The sequence below is a fragment of the Paraburkholderia phytofirmans genome (assembly GCF_046028095.1).
GTDB classification, from domain to species: domain Bacteria; phylum Pseudomonadota; class Gammaproteobacteria; order Burkholderiales; family Burkholderiaceae; genus Paraburkholderia; species Paraburkholderia phytofirmans_A.
In genome coordinates, this window is sequence record NZ_JAQQDJ010000002.1 from 676,039 (window position 1) to 696,160 (window position 20,122).

Genomic DNA, 20,122 nt, shown 5'->3' on the forward strand with positions numbered 1-20,122 from the left:
AACGACGCTTCACGAACCCGACTTCAACTGCGCCCACAAGCGGCCTTCCAGACGCTTGATCTGCGCGGGCAAAGGCTTGAGCAGAAACAGCGTCTTCAGTACGGGCTCAGGCGGATACACGGTCGGGTCATTGAGAATTTCGGGCCGCACGAATTTGCGCGCGGCGGCATCCGCGTTCGGATAGAACACCGTGTTGGTGATGTCCGCGTGCACTTCGGGGCGCTCGATATAGTTGATCCAGTTGAGCGCCGCTTCGGGATGCGGCGCATCTTTCGGGATCGCCATCATGTCGAACCAGACCGGCGCGCCGCCTTGCGGAATGAAGTACTTGACCTCGTAGCTCTTGCCGGCTTCACGCGCGCGATGGCTCGCCATCGAGACATCGCCTGACCAGCTCAGCGCGAAGCAGATATCGTCGCCCGCCAGATCGTTGATGTAGCTCGTCGCGTTGAACTGCGTGATATACGGGCGGATCTTTTTCAGCGCGTCGTACGCGGCCTGATAGTCGGCGGGGTTCTCGCTGTTTGGGTCGCGGCCGAGATAGTGCAGCGCGACCGCGAACACATCGGACGGTGCATCGAGCACGGAGACGCCGCAACTCTTCAGCTTGCTCAGGTACTCGGGCTTGAACAGGATGTCCCAGTTATCGAGCGGTGCTTCGCTGCCAAGAATCTTCTTCACGCGGGTGACGTTGTAGCCGAGCCCCGTCGTGCCCCATGCCCACGGCACCGCGTACTGATTGCCGGGGTCCGCGTCGGCAACCAGCTTCAGCAGATTGCGGTCGAGGTTTGCCAGATTTGGCAGCTTCGATTTGTCGAGCTTCTGATAGATGCCGGCTTCGATCTGTTTGGCGAGAAAGTTCGAGGTCGGCACCACGACGTCGTAGCCGGTCGAACCGGTCAGCAGTTTGGCCTGCAAGGTTTCGTCGCCGTCGTACACGTCGTAGCGCACGTGGATGCCGGACTCTTTTTCGAAGTTCGGCACCGTGTCTTTCGCGATGTAGTCAGCCCAGTTGTACAGGTTGAGTTGTTTTTCGTCGGCGTGCGAGGCGGCACTGAATGCGCCGAGCAGCAAGGCGGCCAGAAGCGGTTTCATCGTGGTGCGGGGCATGGTGGGTCATCTCGTCGGGAAAGGGTTCAACGGGTCGCGGGCTTATAGATTCGTGAGGCGTTGCAGCTTCTGATTGCGCATCAGGCACAGCATGTCCGACGCGAGATGCGCGGCGGCGAGGGCGGTCACGTCGCTGTGGTCGTAGGGCGGCGACACTTCCACCACGTCCGCGCCCACCAGGTTCACGGCGCCGAGCGCGCGCACGATCTCCAACGCTTGCGCCGAACTCAGGCCGCCCGCTACCGGCGTGCCCGTGCCGGGCGCGAACGCCGGGTCGAGGCAGTCGATGTCGAAGGTCAGGTAAGTGGGCGCGCTGCCGACAATCGACAGCACTTCGTCGATCGTGGCTTGCGTGCCGTTGCGGTGGACCCACGGCGCGTCGAGAATGCGCATGCCCATGAAGTCGTCGTTCCATGTGCGAATGCCGATCTGCACCGAGCGCGCGGGATCGATCAGCCCTTCACGGATCGCCTTGTAGAACATCGTGCCGTGGTTCAGCGAGTCGGGGTTATCGTCCGGCCAGGTATCGCAATGCGCGTCGAAATGGATCAGGCTCAGCGGCTTGCCGTATTTCTCGGCATGCGCGATCAGCAGCGGATACGTGATGTAGTGGTCGCCGCCGAACGTCAGCATGCGCGCGCCGCTGGCGAGTATGCCGCGGGCGTGCGCGACGATCGCGTCGCGAATACCGGACGGGTTGTGCGCGTCGAACCAGCAGTCGCCGTAGTCGACCACGTTCAGATGATCGAAAGGATCGACGCCCCACGGAAACGCGCCGAGTTCCGCCAGTTGTACCGAGGCGGCGCGCACGCCCGCCGGGCCGAAGCGCGTGCCGGGGCGGAAGGTCGTGGCGAGATCGAGCGGAATGCCGGAGACGGCGACGTCCACGCCGGCGAGATCCCGCGAGTAAGGGCGGCGCATGAAAGACAGCACGCCAGCATAGGTCGGCGCGGCTGGCTGGCCGCCGTCCTGGGCGGGGCTTTTTAAATACGGGTGCGGCGCGTTCAGATTCAGGGTCATACGGAGCAGTCCAGTCGGTTTGAATGAGGCGCCGTCACACAAATATTTCTCATGTCTGCCGGCATGGCGCCAGCGCGGTGAGTGATGCGTAACGGGCAACTGGCGCTATGATTGCGGGGAAAAATTCTTGCGAAAAGCGAAGAATTTTGCTGGAAGTATCGATATTTCTAATATCTCACCCAACCAGTCCCATGCGCAGACTTCCACCTTTGCAAGCCTTGCTCGCATTCGATGCCGCAGCGCGTCTGGGCAGCTTCACGCGCGCCGCGCAGGAACTGGCGCTGACGCAGTCGGCGATCAGCCATCAGATCCAGCAACTCGAGGAATGGACCGGGCAGCCGCTGTTTCGCCGCATCGGCCGAGGCGTGGCGCTGACGGCCGCCGGCACGCTGTACGCGCAAACCGTGACGACGGCGCTCGCCACGCTCGCCGACGGGCGCGATCGCATCGAGCCGTACGGCAATCCGGATTCGGTAATTCTCGTGTGCGCGCCGCAGTTCGCTTCAGGCTGGCTGATGCCGCGCATGCGGGCGTTCGCGGAGGCATTGCCCGCGCTGGAGCTTTGGCTCGTGACCGGCGAAGAAGTCAACGAGATCGACCGCGTCGATGTCGATCTGGTCGTGTCGTCGAAGGCCATCCGAACGCCGGAAGTCGTGTGCGAGCCATTGCTGGAAGAAGCGGCCGTGGCGATTTGCGGACCGCTGACGGCGCGCCGTCTGCGTGACGCGCCGTTTCCCGATGTCTTGACGCAAGCGCCGTTGCTGGTGCACGAGGCGCATCCCGAATGGGCGCCGTGGCTGCCCGAATTGAAGCGCGGCGGCTTGCGCACGCGCCGGGCGATCACGGTCAGCGATCCACGTTTTCTCGTAGCCGCCGCAGAGCAGGAAGCGGGCATCGCGATGGTGTCGCGACTCGACGCGAGCGACGCGTTGACGAGCGGCCGTGTCGAAGTTCTGCCGCAAGTGCCGGGCTTCGCGCTCGCGCCGCTCTGGTTGATGCGCTCGGCGCAACCGGCGCGCTCGGCCGCGGTGGATGCGGTGCACGCGTGGATCATTGCGTTGTGCCGCGATGAGCAAGGAGCGCAATGAGGCAATGAGCGCAGTAAGCGCAGTAAGCGCAATGAGGATGCTCGCGATCGCCGGCGCGACCGGCAAAGAGCATGCGGCATCGCCGGCGCGAGCGACAAAGAGCATGCCGCATCGCACTGCACACACCGCCTAAATTCGGCAAGCTCTGCACCGTCTTGCAGCCGCGACGCCGCTATCCTAGCGCCATGATGAAGCCCAGCACCGAACGTGATTACCGCCGACGGATCGCCCGCGTGGTCGAGGCGATTCTGCTCGAACCCGGCGCGCACCATACGCTGGAGAGCCTCGCCGCGGTCGCGCATCTGTCGCCGTTTCATTTCCATCGGGTCTACCGGGCGTTGACGGGCGAGAGCGTCGTCGAGACCGTGCAACGCCTGCGGCTTGCGCAAGCGGCGCAACGGCTGACCGATGCCGCCGCGTCGGTCACCACGGTCGCGCACGATGCCGGCTACAACAGCCCGCAAGCCTTCGCGCGTGCGTTTCGCGGCTTCACCGGCGTCTCGCCGAGCGAGTTCAAGGCGCGGCAGAAACGTCTGGCCGCGCCGTGCATGGGCCGGGCGGCGGAGGCACAACTCGTTGCTTCAAGGAACAATGCCCCGGCTCCGGCGTTGCCTGCCGTCGAACTCACGGAGATCGCGCCGTTCGATGTGCTCAGTCTTCGGCACGACGGGCCGGTCGCAACTATCGGCCAAACCTTTCGCTCGCTCATGACGATGCTGCGCTGCGACGAAAACGCCGTGATGGATCAGCGCGTGGGGATCTGCGTGCGCGATTCCGCAGTGAAGGACAGCTTCAGCTATCGCGCGGCGATTGTCGCGGGAGCGCATGACGTGCCGGTCGAAGCGAGCGGTGTAGTCGAACCGTTGCGGCTCGAAGGCGGGTTGTATGCGGTGCATCGGCTGATCGGGCCGTATGCGCTGATCTCGCCGACCTTTCGCGCACTTTACGGCGGCTGGCTGCCGCAAAGCGGTTATCTGCGCGACCGGCGTCCCGCACTCGAGCTGTATCGCAATCCGCTGGTCGCCGGCTTGCAGCAGACGTGCGTGACCGACCTGATGATTCCTATCCGCAAGGACTGACCATGTTTCGTGTGAGCTGTGCCGTCATCGCCAGATTGGCGTGCGCGGCGGCGTTGTGCTGCGCGGGCGCCGCGTCGGCGGATCAGGCCGACCTGCATGTGGGCGAGACGATGCGCGTATTCCATCCCGCCGTGGTTCGCCATTGGCGTGGCGCGAAAACCGAGGCGCTGGTCACGCGCATCTGGTATCCGGTCGATGCGTCGGTGCCGCAGACGCCACGCGAGATCGGCGCGCCCGGTCAGCCGATCTTTCACGGCCATGCCGCGGCCGACGATGCGCCGCTTTCCACCGCGCGCGCAAGCTACCCGCTGCTGGTGCTCTCGCACGGCACGGGCGGCACCGCCGACAGTCTCGACTGGCTGGCCGCGGCGCTCGCCGCGCAAGGCTATATCGTGGCGGGCGCCAATCATCCGGGCAACAGCGCGGCGGCGCCGATGACGCGCGACGGCTTCATGCTCTGGTGGGAGCGCGCCACCGACGCGAGCGAAGTGCTCGACGGCGTGCTCGCCGATCCGCTGCTCGGGCCGCATGTGGACCGCGAGCGGATCGGCGCGGTGGGTTTTTCGCTGGGCGGTTATACGGTGCTCGAACTGGCGGGCGCGCGGACCGATCTGCAGGCGTTCGAGCGTTTCTGCGCATCGCCCGAGGCCGACGCGATCTGTCATCCACCGGAAGCGGCGCGGATCCGTGATGCATCGGGCGCGGCACCTTTGACGCTCGACGATCTTTCACCGGCAACGAAGGCGTCGCGCGCACGGTCGGGCGCGTCGTATCGCGATCCGCGCGTCAAAGCCGTGTTCGCGATTGCGCCCGCGTTGGGCGAGGCATTCGATAAAAACTCGTTTGCCGACGTGACGATTCCCGTCTCGCTGCTCGCGGGCGAGGCCGATGTCACCGCGCCGGTGGCTACCAACATTCACCGCATCGCGGGCTTGCTGCCCAACGCGCATGTGGAGATGGTGCCGGGCGCGTCGCATTACACGTTCCTGGACACCTGTCTCGCCGACGTGGTCGCGCATCTCGCGGGCATCTGCCAGGACGGACCGGGCGTCGATCGTGATACGGTGCATGCGCTGGCAACGGATCGGGCGATCCGCTTTTTCGCGGCGACCTTACCGGCGCGCTGACGCTAACAGTAGTGCGTCAGCGTTATCGAACCGAGCGTGGCAGCGCGCAGTACGCCGCCACGCATCTCAATCCTCCAGCGGCGCCAACGCTTCGATCGGCATCTTCTTCTCGCCGCCGATCTTGATGGCCGGCACGAACATCAGCAGCACGACCACGAAGATCGCGATGACGAAGAGCGAAATGAACGTGAGGTGCAGCGATTGATGCAGGACAGAGCGGATCATGTCGCTGTCACCGAGACTCGCGGCCTGATTCTGCAGCAGCGCCCTCAACTGATCCGACGTGACCACGGCCACGCCCTTCGAGTGACTGAGCCCGAAGTTGAGCACCGCGCCGAACAGCGTCGCGCCCAACGTGCTGCCGAGATTGCGCGAAAACAGATTCGACGCGGTGGCGCTGCCGCGTTCGTCCATGCGAACGATTTCCTGAATCAGGATCAGGCAACTGACGCTCGACGTGCCCATGCCGAAGCCCATGATCAGCGAGCCGAACGCCGCGACGAGCGGCGAGCCGCCGGGCGACAGGAACAGCAGCAACAGCGCGCCGAGCGGAATGAACGCGCTGCCGCCGATCAGAATGCGCCGCAAGCCGAGGCGATGAAACGACTTCGCGGCGAGCGTCGCGCCGGTCGGCCAGCCCACCATCATCATCGTCAAGGCGAGGCCGGCGATCACCGGCGAGCGATGCAGCACGCCCTGCACGTACATCGGCAAAAACGTGGTCGCGCCCATCAGGATCATGCCGGACAGCAGCGTAGAGCCGTTGGACGCCGCGATCGGCCGGCGGCTCCAGAGCGCGAACGAGATCATCGGTTCGGCCGCGCGGCGCTCCTGCCACACGAACAGCAGCACGCACAGCGCGAACACGCCGCCCGCCATCGACGCTTGCGCGACCTGGTCGTCGCCGGCGTAGGTGAGCGCCATCATGAGCGCGGCGATCGCCGCCATGAACAGCGCCGCGCCGCCGAAATCGATCGAAGGGCGCGCACGCCGTTCCGATTCGCGCAGGAACGCGATGAAGCCCGCCGCGGAGGCGAGGCCGATCGGCACGTTCATCCAGAAGATCCATGCCCACGACATGTTGTGAATGATGAAGCCGCCGACCATCGGGCCCACCACTGCGGAAATCGCCCAGACGCTGGCGAGGTAGCCTTGCACCTTGCCGCGTTCGCGCGCGGGATAGAGATCGGCGACGATGGTCAGCGTGACTGGCTGGATCGCGCCCGCGCCGACGCCCTGAATCAGGCGGAACGCGATCATGGCCGGCATCGACCAGGCGAAGCCGGCCAGCACCGAGCCGATCAGAAAGATCGCGATGCCGGCCAGCATGACGGGCTTGCGGCCGTACAGGTCGGCGAGTTTGCCGAACACCACGGTCATCGCGGTCTGAGTGAGCAGGAACGACGAGAAGACCCAGCTATACAGATGAAGATCGCCGAGCTGCGCGACGATCTGAGGCATGGCGGTGGAAACGATGGTGGCTTCGATGGCGACCATCGCCATGGACGCCATCACGGCGGCAATGACGAGAGGACGCGACGATTGCGGGTTGCGGGACATGGGCCAGAAGTTAGTATTAGGATATAAGGCGCGTCAGGCAGCGTGGCCATGGGCGGCCAGCCGTGACGCATCAGCACGACCGTACGAGGACGGCCGGTGTCGAGTATGCACCCTGCTGAGAATGCGCGCTCAGCCCCGGTCGGCCTTGCGGACCACGCCGCCGTGGCACAGCGTTTGCGCGTTCGAAGCTTTCTTTCGACAAATGGAGGGTCATCATGAGGATCGAATTCACCGGACGCCGTGAAGTGGTTGCAGCGGCACGCGTCGCCTTCGAAGCCAATGTCGACGGGGCCGACGTCTGGTGCAGCGTGTCGCTCGATGCGCTGAACGACCATTTCGGCAACGACGGCCCATCGGCCCATAACCTTGTCAACACGTTCGAGGCGAATCGCGCGCAGATTGAAAACGCTACACGCAAAGTCCTCGAAAAAAACGGCGGGCAGTCCGTGGAACTCGAGACTGGCGACTTCAACAGAAGCTAAGCGGCCCGGTTTCTGATTGAGAATGAGTCCGGCGCACACGCCGGGCTCGCAAGCGGCTCTCAACTGCTGTTGTTCACACACAACCCGTTCATCGCGCGCAGACCCATGGTCGCGCGTCTTCAGCTTTCAAAATACCTCGTCGAAGCGCGGCGCATCGCGATTGCTGCGTTTAGATGACGGATTCTTCCAGATTCCATAAAGGACTGCTCCAGAGCACGGGCATTCGTTCTCGATGCCCGCGTTTCTATACTCGCGTCGCTGTTCAACCCGACATTCCAGCTACGCAGGAGCATTGACGTGAAAAAGATTTCCGCCGCGGTCGCGGCGTTCGCAGGACTTGCCGCCGCCACGGCGCATGCGCAAAGTTCAGTCACGCTGTACGGCCTCATCGACGCCGGGGTGATGTACACCAACAACGTGAAGAAGGGCGGTTCGCAGGGCGCCCTGGTTCAGGCGACGAGCGGCAACATCAACGGCAGCCGCTTCGGCTTGCGCGGCGCGGAAGATCTCGGCGGCGGATTGCAGGCGATCTTCGTGCTGGAGAACGGCTACAACGTGCAGAACGGCAAGCTCGGCCAGAACAACCGGCTGTTCGGCCGTCAGGCGTTTGTCGGCTTGAGCAGCAAGCAGTACGGCACATTCACGCTGGGCCGCCAGTACGATTCGCTGGTCGATTTCGTCGCGCCGCTCTCCGGCACGGCGGGCACGTTCGGCGATACCGGTTTCGCGCATCCGTTCGACAACGACAATCTGAATCACTCGGTGCGCATGAGCAACGCCGTGAAGTACACGAGCGCGAACTACGCCGGTCTGAAGTTCGGCGGCATGTACGCGTTCTCGAACAACACGGATTCCGCGGTCAATCGTGCCTATAGCGCGGGCGTGAGCTACGCCAACGGTCCGTTCAAGGCGGCTGCCGGCTATTTGCAGATCAACGGTTCGAACTCGACCGCCAACACGGCCGGCGCGGTCGATCTCGGCGAATCCGCCGCCAACAGCACGGGCGGCTTCCAGCTCGGCGCCGATGTGCAGCGCACCGCCGGCGCCGCGTTGAGCTATGGTTTCGGTCCCGTGACGGCGGGCTTCGTCTATACGCATAGCCAGTTCGAGAACACCGCGTCGTTCGGCGCCACGCATGGCTCGATGCGCTTCGATAACTACGAAGTGAACGGCAAGTACGCCGTGACGCCCGCGCTGAGCCTTGGCGCGGCCTACACGTATACGGACGTGCATGTGGGCGGCACCTCGAGCTTCGGCTCGGATCCGAAATGGAATCAGGTGAACCTGCAGGCCGTCTATGCGCTGTCGTTGCGCACCGACGTGTATGCCGAAGCGATGTATCAGCACGTGAGCGGCAAGGGCTACACCGCGTTTATCAACACGGCGGGCGGCGCGTCGTCGACGGGTAATCAGGTGGTCGGCACGGTGGGGATCCGCACGCGCTTCTGAGCGTGATTTCTCCAGATTCAGGAACAATCCCTTCGACGGGCGGCCATTATTCTCTGGGGAATCGGCGCCTATATTGAATTCAACGGTGGCGCGAACAGTGATTCGAAGCGCCGCCGATCACCAATTATCGGAGGTTGTTTCTATCATGAAGTCCCTCATCAAGGCTGTCGTTATCGTCGCTTCGCTGGCTGCTTCGGCCACTGTATTCGCCCAATCGAATTCCGGCATCACGCGCGAGCAGGTGCGCGCGGAACTGGTTCAACTGCAAGCGGCCGGCTATCACGTCGGCGACGGCGATCAGGCGCGCTACCCGGAAGCGATTCAGGCCGCGCAAGCGCGCGTCGCCGCGCGCAGCGGTGAGACCAGCGGCTATGGCGGCAGCGTGGCGGGTTCGTCGCAAAGTGGCCGCCCGGCTGTGTCCGCCGCCGACTGGAATTCGATGTATAGCCGTTGATCCCACGGGCCGCGCGTAGTGTGGGGCGGGCCGCGCTGGAAGGGACTCTTCCAGCATGGCGTATATATCCGCTTCGGCGGTATCGGTAAAGTAGTCAGGCACGCACGGTTTCCGGTGTGCGAGCGAGAGAGTTGGCCCCGGCTGGTGACAGCCGGGGCTTTTTTTATTTCGCCGCGCATGCGTGAAAATGTTCTGACGACGGCGCCTCGGCGGCGCTCGCGCCCTGCATGTTTGTCCAGTTCGCGGAGCGGTTGAGGCTGCGGTATAGTCGCGCCAATAGATCGCATGTATGCTCGCGGGTTTCATATTATCGTGAGCACTGCAGGCTCAGGCTTCGATTTATCTGGAGAACAACCGTGCAGGAAATCATCGAAGGTCTCATCCGCTTTCAACGCGAAGTCTTTCCGCAGCAAAGCGCATTGTTCAAGCGTCTGTCGATGGCGCAAAGTCCCAGTACGCTTTTCGTGACGTGCTCGGATAGCCGTGTCGTGCCGGAGTTGCTGACGCAGACCGAACCCGGTTCGCTTTTCGTGATCCGCAATGCGGGCAACATCGTGCCGTCTTATGGCCCGGAGCCGGGCGGCGTGTCGGCGACCGTCGAGTACGCCGTGGCCGTGCTGGGCGTGCGCGACATCGTGATTTGCGGCCACTCCAATTGCGGCGCGATGACGGCGATCTCGACCTGCAAGAATCTCGACCATCTGCCGGCGGTGGCGGGTTGGCTGCGTCACGCGGATGCGGCCAAGGCCATCAACGCATCACGCACTTACCATTCGGACGCCGAGTGCCTTTCCGCGCTGGTCAAGGACAACGTGATTGCGCAACTTGCGAACATCCGCACGCATCCTTCGGTGGCAGTCGGGCTCGCGAACAAAGCGCTGCGGCTGCACGGCTGGATCTTCGATATCGAAAGCGGCACGATGCTCGCGCTCGACGGAGCTAGCGGCAAATTCTTGCCGCTAGTGGACAACCCGGACATCTACGCCGTCTAACTTGATGTTTGAACGTGAGAGGCGCACGATGAGACGTCGCGTGCGCGGCCAACTTTCACGGCTCATGCCGGCTCGAACGGCACCGCTGGGGGCGTTGCTCATGACATAGGAGGCGAGCCATGTGCGGCCGTCATCTGTCTTCCCCCATGCGGCGCAATCTGCTGCTGGCCGGTGCATCGTCGATCACGCTGGCGGGTTTGTCGCAGCGCGTTGCGGTGGCGGCGGAACCCGTGTCCGCGAATGCGCCGAATTCGATTCCACCTTCTGAAGCGCTCGACCGCCTGATGCAAGGCAACGCCCGCTACGCCGCGAATACCCCTTCAAACAAGGACTATTCTGCTGACCGCGCGGCGCGTGTTTCGGCGCAGTATCCGATTGCCGCGATCGTAGGCTGCGCGGATTCGCGGGTCGCGCCGGAGCTTGCCTTCGATCAGGGACCGGGCGATCTGTTCGTGGTGCGCGTGGCCGGCAATTTCGTCAACGACGATATTCTCGCGAGCCTCGAATACGGCGTCGAGTTCCTCGGCGTGCCGCTCATCATGGTGCTCGGGCATACGCAGTGTGGCGCGGTGACCGCTACCGTCAAGGCGCTCAAGGATGGCGTTCATTTGCCCGGCCATCTGCCCGAACTGGTTCGCGCGATCAAGCCCGCCATGCAGATGGCGAAAGTGGCGAAAGGAGATCGAGGCGAAGATCTCGTCATGCAAACCACGATCGAAAACGTCAGGTTGAATGCCAACCGGCTGATCGTATCCCGACCGATGATCGGGCCGTATGTGAAGAGCGGGAAGGTCAAGATTGTCGGCGGTATCTACGATCTGGCGACGGGGAAGGTCACGTTGCTCTGACGCGCCTCTCGCCTGGATGTCACGCCGACTGATTCCGTGCATGTCCGGAATGGGCGGTTCGAAGCCGTTAAGCCCGAACCGCTGCTCGCGTTCGTCAACCGCTGAAGCAGCGAAACGCGAGGCTGATGCGCGGCTCCGTTACGCCGGCCAGCTTGGGAATGCCGTGCTCATGCGTGAATTGCGACGCATAGCTCATGACCAGACAACTGCCGGGCTCCAGTTCGACATGCACGATGCGTCCGGCGCCGGCGCCCGCCTTTGGCCTGATGGACATGCGGCGGCTCGCGCCGAGCGAAATGATGGCGATCGGCTGAGCGGGCACCAGCTTCTCCGTCTTGTCGCTGTGCGGCGCGACGCTGTCGCCGCCGTCGCGATAGAGATTGAGACCGACGCGATTGAACGGCGCGCCCACGAGCGCGCGCACGGCTTCGAATGCTTCATCAAGCGGCGCGGGCAGATCGCCAGCGTCGCGTGCGAAGGTGGCGAGCAGACGCGGCACGGCGACTTCACGGTCGTACATCATGCGCTGCTGACTGAGCCAGCCGACATTGCGCAGCGCCGTCTCGAACCACGCTTGCGCCTTGGCAGCCGGGATCGACTCGGGCAAATAGCGGATGCCGCCTTTTTCGTCATGGAGAAGGGCTACGGGCTCGGGCGCGAATAGGGCTTGCTGGGACACCATGATTCCGACGTGGACTAGGTGCCGCGCGGTCGGAAAACGAAGGGCGGCTCGGGCAGCCATTATACTGTGTTTTTATACAGTGTTATGGGCTGCCCTGACGTGGAACCGCCCTCCGTGCAGACTCACTCGCCCGGGCTATACAGGTCGAGCAGCTTGAGCGTCACGCCATTGGTCCAGCCGAAGCCGTCCTGCAGCGGATATTCGCCACCTCCGCCGCCACCCGTTCCCGCGCCTTCCACCACGTACTTCTCGACCAGTTTCTGATCGGACGCATAGACGCCTTTCACGTCGGTAAGAAAGCGCGTGCCGATCTGTTGCGCGAGCGCGTCCTGCCCATAACGCTTCAAGCCCTGAATGGCGGCCCAGTGCAGCGGCGCCCAGCCGTTCGGCGCGTCCCACTGCTGCGTCGTGTTGTAGGTCGTCGTGACGAGGCCGCCCGGTTGCAGCAAGGTGGACTGCACCTGCTTCGCCGTCCTGAGCGCGCGATCCGGCCACGCCGCGCCGACGAACAGCGGAAACACCATCGCCGCCGTCTTGTTGTCGCGCGGCTTGGCAAGTTGCCAGTCATAGTCGCCGTAATAGCCGTTGGGACACTGACGGTGGCATGCGCCGAGGTCTTCTTGTCGATGATTTTCACGCCGTTGATCCACCGGCGCGCAACGTTATCGCTGTCGATCGAGAACGTATAGAGGCCGTTCTGCGCCGCCTGAAAAGAGCCCGTCCAACGCACACCGTAGTTCGTTGCGTCGATCCTTCACGGCGCCGCAGGCATAATCCGTTTTCCACCGGTGCGAGCCGCGCAGCCGGCACGCGAGACCGGGGCGACGCGTCGTTTCGCGCACTCCCAGGAAAGTCCATGCCGCCCATCACCGCCGTCCGCACGAGCGCCGTGCCCCTGCGCAGCGTTGCGCTGATCCTTGTGTCGATGTTCTGTTTCGCGCTGGTCGATGCGCTCGCCAAATCCGTGGCGCTCGCTTATCCGGCCAACGAAGTGACGTTCTTTCGGATGCTGTTCGGCCTGGTGCCGGCTGTCGCGGTGTGCCTGCGCGGCAAGCCGATCGTCGAGCGGATCCGACACATGGACGTGCGCGGGCAGACCCTTCGCGCGCTGACGTTGCTCGGCGCGTCGGGACTCTTCTTCGCCGGTTTGCCGTACATGCCGCTCAGTGAAGCGGTGGCGATCGTCTACTCGGAGACTTTGCTGGTGATCGTGCTCGCGCCGCTGTTGCTGAAGGAAGCGTTGAAGCCGCGCGATGCGCTCGCCGCCGCGGTCGGCTTTGCCGGCGTGCTGTTCGTGGTGCGTCCGGACGGCTCGCATTCGAGTTGGCTCGGTCCTGTCCTGCTGATGTCGAGCGCCTTCTTCGGCGCGCTATCGATCATTCAGATCAAGCGCATTCGCGCCTCGGACGATTCGGGCACGACGGTGCTGTATTTCACGGTGATCGGCACGCTCGTCACCAGCGCTTCGCTGTTTTTCGCGTGGCGCGCGCCCACGCTCCAGGCGCTCGGGGTGATGGCCTTGCTCGGCGGCTTCGCAACGGCCGGGCAATTGCTGATGACCATGGCGTTTCGCCAGGCCGATGCCGGCGCGCTCGCGCCGTACAACTACACGAGCATCGTGTGGGCGGCGCTGTTCGGTTATGTGGCGTGGGGCGAGACCATCGGCGCCATGTCGCTGCTCGGCATTGCATTGATTGTCGGCAGTTCGATTGCCGTTGCGATGCGTGGGAAGCAGCAAGAAGGGCCGCTCGTTTAGATACGTGTGGTGAATCCGCGAGTACGGTCCGGTCTTGCCGGATTGCCTGGTAGTTCCAACCATCGTCGGGAAGAAATACACGTTGAAACTGGCTTTTTCGGCCAAGGTGGCATGCGCAATCCGACGATTCGACGCCTGAAGAATATAAATAGAAAATGAGCGCATCCAGTTCCCGTGCGCCTCACGTACGTAACTTGATCGGCCGAACTCGCGGTCATCGTAGCGGCGTCGGATAGACACATTCGCCGCTAACCTTCCGATGAATCAGCGCATGTTTGCGAAGCCGCGGACGCGCACGTAACACGACTGGAAGGGAAAGACGTCATGTATAGCGAACTCAGGAAGATCGTTTTCGCAAGTCTTGTAATCAGCGCTGTTGCAATCGCTGCGTATGTGTCGCAGGCCGGCAGACCCTGGCAGTCGACGGACGAATTCGGTTCCGCGCGAGGTGATGCGGCGGCTTACCGCACGCGCGGCGACACTATCAGCGGCGCGGTCATATCCGCTCCGGTCACCGCCCGCGACGATTCGAGCAGTGCTTCGGCCAGCAGCCTGCAGGCGGCGCGCAATAGTCTGCAACGCAACGATCTTGCCGCCGCGCAGGCGCAACTGGACGCGGTCCGTTCCGCTCATCAGGACGACGATCAGGTGCGCGCGTTGCAAAAGGAAGTGCAGGCGCGCGCGGATAACGAGCTGCGCGCAGTGAACACGGCGCGAGTCGAGAAGACGCCGCAACCGGCTGCGAAGCCGATGCGGATGTCTTCGTCGGCGAAACATGGCCGGTCGCGTGAAAGCCGCGCTGTGGCCCGCGAAGAGACGCACCGCGAGACGAACCGCGAGACGAGCTATGCGAAGAGTCAGGCGGCGTTGGACAACCTGGTAGCGAGCGTCGACAGCAATAGCGCGCCGGGCGCGAGAACGCCGGTCAGCGATGGAACGGCTATGGCGAGGCAACCTTCATCTATGCAGGCCGGGCTGAAAGCGGTGCAGAGCGCGAGCAGCGCACCGGGCGTCGTGACGCCGCCGCTGGTCCAGCAAGCACCGCAGAAACCGCCGGTGGTTTCAACAGTGCCGACGGAGCCGCAAGCCGAGCTGACCACGCAAGCCACGCTGTCGTCACCGCCGTTGGTGCAAGCCATGCCGTCCGGCGGCACGGTGGCGAGAACGGACGACGGCCCAAAAACACGCTCGCAGGTGCGCGCCGAAATCGCCCGTGCCCGGCAAAACGGCAGCCTTCCCGCGTTCGGCAATCCCGACCCCGCGGGGCCGGGCGGGGCGCCGAGTCTCACCGCCGCGCCGCGTCCGTAACGCCGGGCAAACCGACCGGCGCCTGGCAGAAGCGCCGGTCACAGTTTCAACTCAGCGAAGCAGCGAGCCGCGCGAAGGTGGGCTCGTCGGTGCGATCGAAAGCAAGCGGCGTGACCGACACGCGCCCCGACGCCACCACGGCCGTCTCGCTATCGGGATCGTTCGCGCGTGCGCCGCGTTGAAAGCGCAACCAGTGATACGCCATGCCGCGCGGATCGACCTGCGGCAACACGTCGATATCTTCGACAAGTCCAACGCCCTGGCGAGTCGGCGTGAGCGGACCGGCAAGTGCCGCGTCGACATCGGGAAAGTTGATGTTCAGGCACGTGGGCGCCGCCTGCTCGATTGCAAGCAACTGACGGATCACGCCGGGCGCGAGTGCGCGCGCGGTGTCCCAGCGCACGTTGTCGCGATTGCTGAAAGTCTGGCTCAGCGCGAACGACGGCAAGCCGAGCAGCAGGCCCGTCATGGCGGCGCCGACGGTGCCTGAAAACATCGTTTCCACACCGAGATTGCCGCCGCGATTGATGCCGGAAAGAATCAGCGTGGGCGGCGTGTCGCGCATCAGATGGCGCACGCCCATCACGACGCAATCGCCGGGCGTGCCGGCCACGCCGAAACGCCGCTCGCCCTGGCGGCTCACGCGCAACGGCGAATGCAGGCTGATCGAATGCGACGTGCCGCTCTGATCGTGCTCGGGCGCAACCACCCAGACTTCATGCGCGAGCTCGGCGGCCACGGCTTCGAGTACGGCGAGGCCGGGCGTCGATACCGTCGTCGTTCGTCAACAGTACTCGCGGCACTTTGGATTCGTAGGCAGACATCGCGGCAAACTCCTCTGGGTGGGTAGGGGAAGGGATGCGTCATTATCCAGCCATCGGCCAACTCGTGCCTCGATGCAATCCGCCCAGCGCTTTTATCCGACTGAGACAATCTGCTTTACGCGCTTTTTTGAAGCCTTTTAAAATAAGAAAAGAGTAATTGCGATTCGAGCAATAATTGCTGAATTGATTTCCATTGCTGACGCCTTATTACTTACTCTCTCGGGCGGAAATTATATGCAATCGAAAATTGAGATTTGCGATCTGTACGGGTCAGGGTGGCGTGCTATTATTCGCCCGTCTGGCTCTCCGGGAGCGTTATCAAATCAGGCACTTGGGGCGTACTCGCGAGAGGAGTACGCCCCATTTCATTTTCGCGGCGTCTACAACGCAAAATTCCATATAAAGCGAAATGATCGGAAAGCTAAAATTATCCGACGTCGCATAAACACAACGCTGTAATTAACTGAAAAACAGTCTTTCGCTTTGTGGGCTATTCTCCGCCGCTCGATAGCATTCGCTATTCGAGTTAGGAGAGAAACCAATGAACAAATTCGTCCTGTCGAGCCTCTCGCTCGCTCTTATCGGCACCGCGAGTGCCGCTCACGCACAAAGCTCGGTCACGCTGTACGGCCTGATCGACACCGGGCTGACCTACACCAGCAATTCGGGTGGCAGCAGCAACTTCCAGCAAGCGAGCGGCATGCTGAACGGCAACCGCTGGGGCCTGCGCGGTTCGGAAGATCTGGGCAGCGGCCTGAAGGCGATCTTCGTCCTCGAAAACGGCTTCAACCTCTCGACCGGCAAGTTGGGTCAGAACAGCCGCGAGTTCGGCCGCCAGGCGTTCGTCGGCCTGTCGAGCGACCAGTACGGCGCGGTCACGCTCGGCCGCCAGTACGACAGCGTGGTCGACTATCTCGGCCCGCTCGCGCTGAACGGCACGCAATACGGCGGCACGCTCGCCTCGCATCCGTACGACAACGACAACCTGAACAACTCGGTGCGTATCAACAATGCCGTGAAGTTCCAGAGCGTCAATTACGGCGGTTTCAAGGTCGGCGCGCTGTATGGCTTCTCGAATGAAGCGGGCGGCTTCGCGGACAGCCGCGCCTATAGCGTCGGTGCATCGTATGTGTTCGGCGGCCTGAAGGTTGCGGCAGGCTATCTGCAACTGAACGGCGGCGGTTCGAGCACCAACACGAGCGGCGCCGTGGCAAGCGGCGACTCCACCTTCAACGCGGCGCGTCAACGCACCTATGGCGCGGGCGTCAACTATGCGTTCGGCGCGGCCAACGTCGGGCTCGTGTTCACGCAAACGCAGTTGAATGGCGCGACGGCGATCGGCTCGAGCGCATCGGGCACGACGAGCGGCTTGACGCTGAACAGCGGCAGCGCACGTTTCACGAACTATGAAGTGAACGGCCGTTACGCGTTCACACCGGCATGGACCGTGTCGGGCGCTTATACGTTCACGGACGCGCGTCTCGACGGCGCCAGCCCGAAGTATCATCAGATCACGTTGCAGACGGACTATGCGTTGTCCAAGCGCACCGACGTCTATGCTGAAGCGGCTTATCAGCATGTCGGCAGCACGGGCAACTCGGGTATCACGGCTGACATCGTCGGCGTGAGCGCTTCGTCGACCGACTCGCAAGTGGTCGGCACGGTGGGTATCCGCCACCGCTTCTAAGCGGACGGTTTGAGCAGCACGCAGTAGAAAGGCCCGCAATTTGCGGGCCTTTCTGTTGCTGCGATGATGTCGATCAGCCCGTCAGCGCGTCAGCCCGTCAGCCAGCGCGCCGCGAGCGGCATCAACACCGGTACGACGAACGCGGTGAACACACCGTTCAGGCCCATGCCGAGGCCGGCGAACGCGCCCATTTCCTCGCTCACCTGAAACGCGCGCGCCGTGCCGATGCCATGTGACGCGATGCCCAGCGCGAAACCGCGCACCTCGGGTTCGGCGATGCGCAGCGCGTTGAGAATCGCACGCGCGAATACGGCGCCGAATACGCCGGTCGAAATGACGAGCACGGCGGTCAACGACGGAATGCCGCCGATCTCCGAAGCGACCGCCATCGCGATCGGCGTGGTCGCCGATTTGGGTGCGAGCGACGCGAGCGTTTGATGCGACGCGCCGAACAGCGCCGCCACGCCGACTGCGGAAATGATGGCCGTCAACGATCCCGCGACGAGCCCGCCGATCAGCGGCAACGCGGAGCGGCGCAGCTTCGGCCATTGCCGGTAGAGCGGCAGCGCGAGCGCCACGGTCGCGGGGCCCAGCAGAAAGTGAACGAATTGCGCGCCTTCAAAGTACGTCGCATACGGCGTGCCGGTGATCTCGAGCAGCACGACCAGCAGCGCCACCGCGATCAGCACGGGGTTGGCAAGCGGATTGAAGCGCGCCTTCGCGTAGATCGTCTGGGCGATGAGGTAGGCGATCAGCGTGATCGTCAGCCCGAGCAAGGGACTCGCGGCGAGATATACCCAGATGGCGCCGAGCTTAGGAATGGCGGTCATGACGCGGACTCCGTCGCGGAGGGCTCATGGCGCTGGCGGCGCATCAACGCGCGCGTGACGAGCGCGGCCACCGCAATCGCGAGCGTCGTGCTGACCGCGATGGAGACGATCACCGCGACTGCGTCGCCGCGAATCCGGCTCGCCGACACCATGATCCCGACACCCGCTGGAACGAACAGCAAGGACAGATGGCGGAGCAATTCGAGCGCGGTCGGCTCGATAGCATCGGCGGTTTGTGGGCGCAGCATGAGGAAGCCGAACAACAGCAGCATGCCGATCACCGGACCCGGCACGGGCAAATGGAACACGTACGACACACCTTCGCCGAGGCACTGAAAAGTGAGCAGGGCGGCAAGCGCTTGAAGCATGGCAGTCTCCAGAACGCGAAACGGAAAATGCGCCATTGTGTACCATGCGGAGTGCCTCGTGCCGGCTCGCTGCCCGAGCGAGGCGCGGTCTTTGCTGTATGAGGTAGATGCGCACGTCAACCAACATACCGTCGCGGACGAGTTGCCATGCAGATACAACCATTTCAGATTGCAATCGACGACCACGAGATCGACGATCTTCGCCGGCGTATTCGCGCGACCCGCTGGGCACCAGCGACGCCGTCAGCAGCCTGGCAACAGGGCGCCGATGCCACATGGCTGCGCGAACTGGCTGAGTATTGGGCCGAGCGTTTCGACTGGCGCGCAGCCGAGCGCGGCTTGAATCAGCAGCCGCAATTTCTCGCCGATGTACAAGGGCAGCGCGTGCATTTCGTCCATCGGCGCGGTGTAGGGCCGGCGCCGTATCCGCTCGTGATCACCCATGGCTGGCCCGGCTCGTTCTTCGAGTTTCACGCGTTGCTCCAGCGCTTATGCGACCCGGCGGCGTCCGGCGGCGATCCTGCCGATGCGTTCGATGTCGTCGTGCCGTCGCTGCCCGGTTTCGCGTTTTCGCAGGCGCCCGCGCAACCCGGCACATCCGCATGGCAAGTGGCCGATTTGTGGGCCTCGCTGATGCGAGGCCTCGGCTATGAGCGCTTCGGCGCGCAAGGCGGCGATCTCGGCGCGGGCGTGTCGATCGCGCTCGCCGCGCGGCATCCGCAAGCCGTCGGAGGCATTCATCTCAACTTCCTGCCGAGCTCGTATGAGCCGGCCATCGGCGCGGCGCAAAAACCGCTTACGCCGGCCGAGGAAAATTTCTTGCGGGAGAAAAACGAGTGGGCCGCGCAGGAGGGCGGCTATGCGCACATGCACAGCACCAAGCCGCAAACGCTGGCTGCATCGCTCAACGACTCACCGGTGGGACTCGCTGCATGGATCGGCGAGAAGTTTCGCGCATGGAGCGATTGCGAAGGCGACGTGGAGCGTGTGTTTTCGAAAGACGATCTGCTGACCAACATCTCGCTTTACTGGTACACGCAGTGTATCGGCCCGGCGATCCAGATGTACTGGGAAAACCGCTTGCAGCCGATGCGTTTCGCCGAAGGACAACGCGTCGCGCCGCCGGTCGGCTTCGCGCACTTTCCGAAGGAGATCAATCATCCGCCGCGCAGTTGGCTCGAAAGAACGTTCGACGTCGTGCAATGGGCCGACATGCCGGCCGGCGGACATTTCGCCGCAATGGAAAAGCCCGGTCTGCTCGCCGAGGAAATTCGACAGTTCTTCCGGCCGCTGCGCGATTTGTCTAGACAACAGATCGTATAAATAGCGGTCACGGTTGAACTATTAAATTTGTTCAGACCGTGCCGCCGTCCTCACGCCAGCACGTATGATTTGAAGGTCGCACGGATTCACCGGAACACCGCAGCGGCGAGGCGTCTCTTCGCAATACGGTTCAGG

The 20,122-nt window shown here is 63.4% G+C and carries 18 protein-coding genes and 3 pseudogenes; 12 read left to right on the forward strand and 9 right to left on the reverse strand.

All coding sequences use genetic code 11. From position 1 onward, the window contains the following. Nucleotides 1-9 precede the first annotated feature (9 nt). Complete coding sequence (locus PQR54_RS07505; RefSeq protein ID WP_408245010.1) at nt 10-1,095, reverse strand: polyamine ABC transporter substrate-binding protein; 1,086 nt, start codon at nt 1,093-1,095, stop codon at nt 10-12. A 57-nt stretch (nt 1,096-1,152) separates the two neighbouring features. Continuing rightward, nucleotides 1,153-2,130, reverse strand: a complete 978-nt coding sequence (gene speB, locus PQR54_RS07510) for an agmatinase (RefSeq protein ID WP_408244756.1) — start codon at nt 2,128-2,130, stop codon at nt 1,153-1,155. 191 nt (nt 2,131-2,321) lie between these two features. Between speB and PQR54_RS07515 the strand changes: the two genes are divergently transcribed. The 3 genes from PQR54_RS07515 (at nt 2,322) to PQR54_RS07525 (ending at nt 5,424) form a co-directional block, all read left to right on the forward strand. Beyond that, nucleotides 2,322-3,218: a LysR substrate-binding domain-containing protein gene (locus PQR54_RS07515; protein ID WP_408244757.1), complete on the forward strand. Its 897-nt coding sequence runs from the start codon at nt 2,322-2,324 to the stop codon at nt 3,216-3,218. A gap of 185 nt (nt 3,219-3,403) precedes the next feature. After that, nucleotides 3,404-4,297 (forward strand): AraC family transcriptional regulator, encoded by an 894-nt coding sequence (locus tag PQR54_RS07520; RefSeq protein ID WP_408244758.1) that lies wholly within the window; start codon nt 3,404-3,406, stop codon nt 4,295-4,297. Between the two features lie 2 nt (nt 4,298-4,299). Further along, nucleotides 4,300-5,424 (forward strand): alpha/beta hydrolase family protein, encoded by a 1,125-nt coding sequence (locus tag PQR54_RS07525; RefSeq protein ID WP_408244759.1) that lies wholly within the window; start codon nt 4,300-4,302, stop codon nt 5,422-5,424. A gap of 66 nt (nt 5,425-5,490) precedes the next feature. On the opposite strand, the gene PQR54_RS07530 is transcribed toward PQR54_RS07525, so the two are convergent. Continuing rightward, nucleotides 5,491-6,984: an MDR family MFS transporter gene (locus tag PQR54_RS07530; protein ID WP_408244760.1), complete on the reverse strand. Its 1,494-nt coding sequence runs from the start codon at nt 6,982-6,984 to the stop codon at nt 5,491-5,493. Between the two features lie 215 nt (nt 6,985-7,199). On the opposite strand from PQR54_RS07530, the gene PQR54_RS07535 reads away from it, so the two are divergent. The 5 genes from PQR54_RS07535 to PQR54_RS07555 all read left to right on the forward strand — a co-directional run bounded on the left by PQR54_RS07535 (nt 7,200) and on the right by PQR54_RS07555 (nt 11,209). Beyond that, entirely contained in the window at nt 7,200-7,466 is a 267-nt protein-coding gene (locus PQR54_RS07535; protein WP_408244761.1) for a DUF1488 family protein, read from the forward strand. A gap of 297 nt (nt 7,467-7,763) precedes the next feature. After that, nucleotides 7,764-8,915: a porin gene (locus tag PQR54_RS07540; protein ID WP_408244762.1), complete on the forward strand. Its 1,152-nt coding sequence runs from the start codon at nt 7,764-7,766 to the stop codon at nt 8,913-8,915. 145 nt (nt 8,916-9,060) lie between these two features. Then, a complete protein-coding gene (locus PQR54_RS07545) occupies nt 9,061-9,369 on the forward strand; it encodes a DUF4148 domain-containing protein (RefSeq protein ID WP_408244763.1) in 309 nt (102 codons plus the stop codon). A 356-nt stretch (nt 9,370-9,725) separates the two neighbouring features. Beyond that, nucleotides 9,726-10,361, forward strand: a complete 636-nt coding sequence (locus tag PQR54_RS07550) for a carbonic anhydrase (protein ID WP_408244764.1) — start codon at nt 9,726-9,728, stop codon at nt 10,359-10,361. Nucleotides 10,362-10,480: 119 nt separating this feature from the next. After that, nucleotides 10,481-11,209 carry a carbonic anhydrase gene (locus PQR54_RS07555; RefSeq protein WP_408244765.1) on the forward strand — a complete coding sequence of 243 codons (729 nt, stop codon included), beginning with the start codon at nt 10,481-10,483 and terminating at the stop codon, nt 11,207-11,209. A gap of 94 nt (nt 11,210-11,303) precedes the next feature. Here PQR54_RS07555 and PQR54_RS07560 read toward each other — a convergent pair whose 3' ends face one another. The 3 genes and pseudogenes from PQR54_RS07560 to PQR54_RS07570 all read right to left on the reverse strand — a co-directional run. Continuing rightward, nucleotides 11,304-11,891, reverse strand: coding sequence for an alpha-ketoglutarate-dependent dioxygenase AlkB (locus PQR54_RS07560; protein ID WP_408244766.1), 588 nt, complete (start codon nt 11,889-11,891; stop codon nt 11,304-11,306). 122 nt (nt 11,892-12,013) lie between these two features. Continuing rightward, nucleotides 12,014-12,478, reverse strand: a pseudogene (locus tag PQR54_RS07565) (trehalase family glycosidase); the annotation flags it as partial. Between the two features lie 41 nt (nt 12,479-12,519). Continuing rightward, nucleotides 12,520-12,621 (reverse strand): annotated as a pseudogene (locus tag PQR54_RS07570) (PA14 domain-containing protein); the annotation flags it as partial. Nucleotides 12,622-12,747: 126 nt separating this feature from the next. On the opposite strand from PQR54_RS07570, the gene PQR54_RS07575 reads away from it, so the two are divergent. Together PQR54_RS07575 and PQR54_RS07580 are read left to right on the forward strand one after the other, a co-directional pair. After that, entirely contained in the window at nt 12,748-13,647 is a 900-nt protein-coding gene (locus PQR54_RS07575; RefSeq protein WP_408244767.1) for a DMT family transporter, read from the forward strand. A gap of 324 nt (nt 13,648-13,971) precedes the next feature. Then, nucleotides 13,972-14,955: a DUF4148 domain-containing protein gene (locus tag PQR54_RS07580; RefSeq protein ID WP_408244768.1), complete on the forward strand. Its 984-nt coding sequence runs from the start codon at nt 13,972-13,974 to the stop codon at nt 14,953-14,955. A gap of 46 nt (nt 14,956-15,001) precedes the next feature. On the opposite strand, the pseudogene surE reads toward PQR54_RS07580, so the two are convergent. Further along, nucleotides 15,002-15,779 (reverse strand): annotated as a pseudogene (gene surE / locus PQR54_RS07585) (5'/3'-nucleotidase SurE). Between the two features lie 541 nt (nt 15,780-16,320). Here surE and PQR54_RS07590 point away from each other — a divergent pair. After that, a complete protein-coding gene (locus PQR54_RS07590) occupies nt 16,321-17,466 on the forward strand; it encodes a porin (protein ID WP_408244769.1) in 1,146 nt (381 codons plus the stop codon). A gap of 89 nt (nt 17,467-17,555) precedes the next feature. On the opposite strand, the gene PQR54_RS07595 is transcribed toward PQR54_RS07590, so the two are convergent. Next, a complete protein-coding gene (locus tag PQR54_RS07595; RefSeq protein ID WP_408244770.1) occupies nt 17,556-18,296 on the reverse strand; it encodes an LrgB family protein in 741 nt (246 codons plus the stop codon). Then, complete coding sequence (locus PQR54_RS07600) at nt 18,293-18,664, reverse strand: CidA/LrgA family protein (RefSeq protein ID WP_408244771.1); 372 nt, start codon at nt 18,662-18,664, stop codon at nt 18,293-18,295. Before PQR54_RS07600 ends, PQR54_RS07595 begins: the two co-directional genes overlap by 4 nt. Before the next feature lie 147 nt (nt 18,665-18,811). Between PQR54_RS07600 and PQR54_RS07605 the strand changes: the two genes are divergently transcribed. Beyond that, the gene (locus tag PQR54_RS07605; protein ID WP_408244772.1) at nt 18,812-19,987 is read left to right on the forward strand and encodes an epoxide hydrolase family protein; all 1,176 of its coding nucleotides are present in this window, start codon (nt 18,812-18,814) and stop codon (nt 19,985-19,987) included. The last annotated feature ends 135 nt before the right edge of the window (nt 19,988-20,122 follow it).

What these genes read in the sequence shown, in the direction of transcription:
- PQR54_RS07545 (WP_408244763.1), top strand. Translation starts at nt 9,061, where the DNA reads ATGAAGTCCCTCATCAAGGCTGTCGTTATCGTCGCTTCGCTGGCTGCT.
- PQR54_RS07560 (WP_408244766.1), bottom strand. Translation starts at nt 11,891, where the DNA reads ATGGTGTCCCAGCAAGCCCTATTCGCGCCCGAGCCCGTAGCCCTTCTC.
- PQR54_RS07590 (WP_408244769.1), top strand. Translation starts at nt 16,321, where the DNA reads ATGAACAAATTCGTCCTGTCGAGCCTCTCGCTCGCTCTTATCGGCACC.
- PQR54_RS07525 (WP_408244759.1), top strand. Translation starts at nt 4,300, where the DNA reads ATGTTTCGTGTGAGCTGTGCCGTCATCGCCAGATTGGCGTGCGCGGCG.
- speB (WP_408244756.1), bottom strand. Translation starts at nt 2,130, where the DNA reads ATGACCCTGAATCTGAACGCGCCGCACCCGTATTTAAAAAGCCCCGCC.
- PQR54_RS07530 (WP_408244760.1), bottom strand. Translation starts at nt 6,984, where the DNA reads ATGTCCCGCAACCCGCAATCGTCGCGTCCTCTCGTCATTGCCGCCGTG.
- PQR54_RS07515 (WP_408244757.1), top strand. Translation starts at nt 2,322, where the DNA reads ATGCGCAGACTTCCACCTTTGCAAGCCTTGCTCGCATTCGATGCCGCA.
- PQR54_RS07555 (WP_408244765.1), top strand. Translation starts at nt 10,481, where the DNA reads ATGTGCGGCCGTCATCTGTCTTCCCCCATGCGGCGCAATCTGCTGCTG.
- PQR54_RS07605 (WP_408244772.1), top strand. Translation starts at nt 18,812, where the DNA reads ATGCAGATACAACCATTTCAGATTGCAATCGACGACCACGAGATCGAC.
- PQR54_RS07535 (WP_408244761.1), top strand. Translation starts at nt 7,200, where the DNA reads ATGAGGATCGAATTCACCGGACGCCGTGAAGTGGTTGCAGCGGCACGC.
- PQR54_RS07520 (WP_408244758.1), top strand. Translation starts at nt 3,404, where the DNA reads ATGATGAAGCCCAGCACCGAACGTGATTACCGCCGACGGATCGCCCGC.
- PQR54_RS07575 (WP_408244767.1), top strand. Translation starts at nt 12,748, where the DNA reads ATGCCGCCCATCACCGCCGTCCGCACGAGCGCCGTGCCCCTGCGCAGC.
- PQR54_RS07595 (WP_408244770.1), bottom strand. Translation starts at nt 18,296, where the DNA reads ATGACCGCCATTCCTAAGCTCGGCGCCATCTGGGTATATCTCGCCGCG.
- PQR54_RS07600 (WP_408244771.1), bottom strand. Translation starts at nt 18,664, where the DNA reads ATGCTTCAAGCGCTTGCCGCCCTGCTCACTTTTCAGTGCCTCGGCGAA.
- PQR54_RS07580 (WP_408244768.1), top strand. Translation starts at nt 13,972, where the DNA reads ATGTATAGCGAACTCAGGAAGATCGTTTTCGCAAGTCTTGTAATCAGC.
- PQR54_RS07505 (WP_408245010.1), bottom strand. Translation starts at nt 1,095, where the DNA reads ATGAAACCGCTTCTGGCCGCCTTGCTGCTCGGCGCATTCAGTGCCGCC.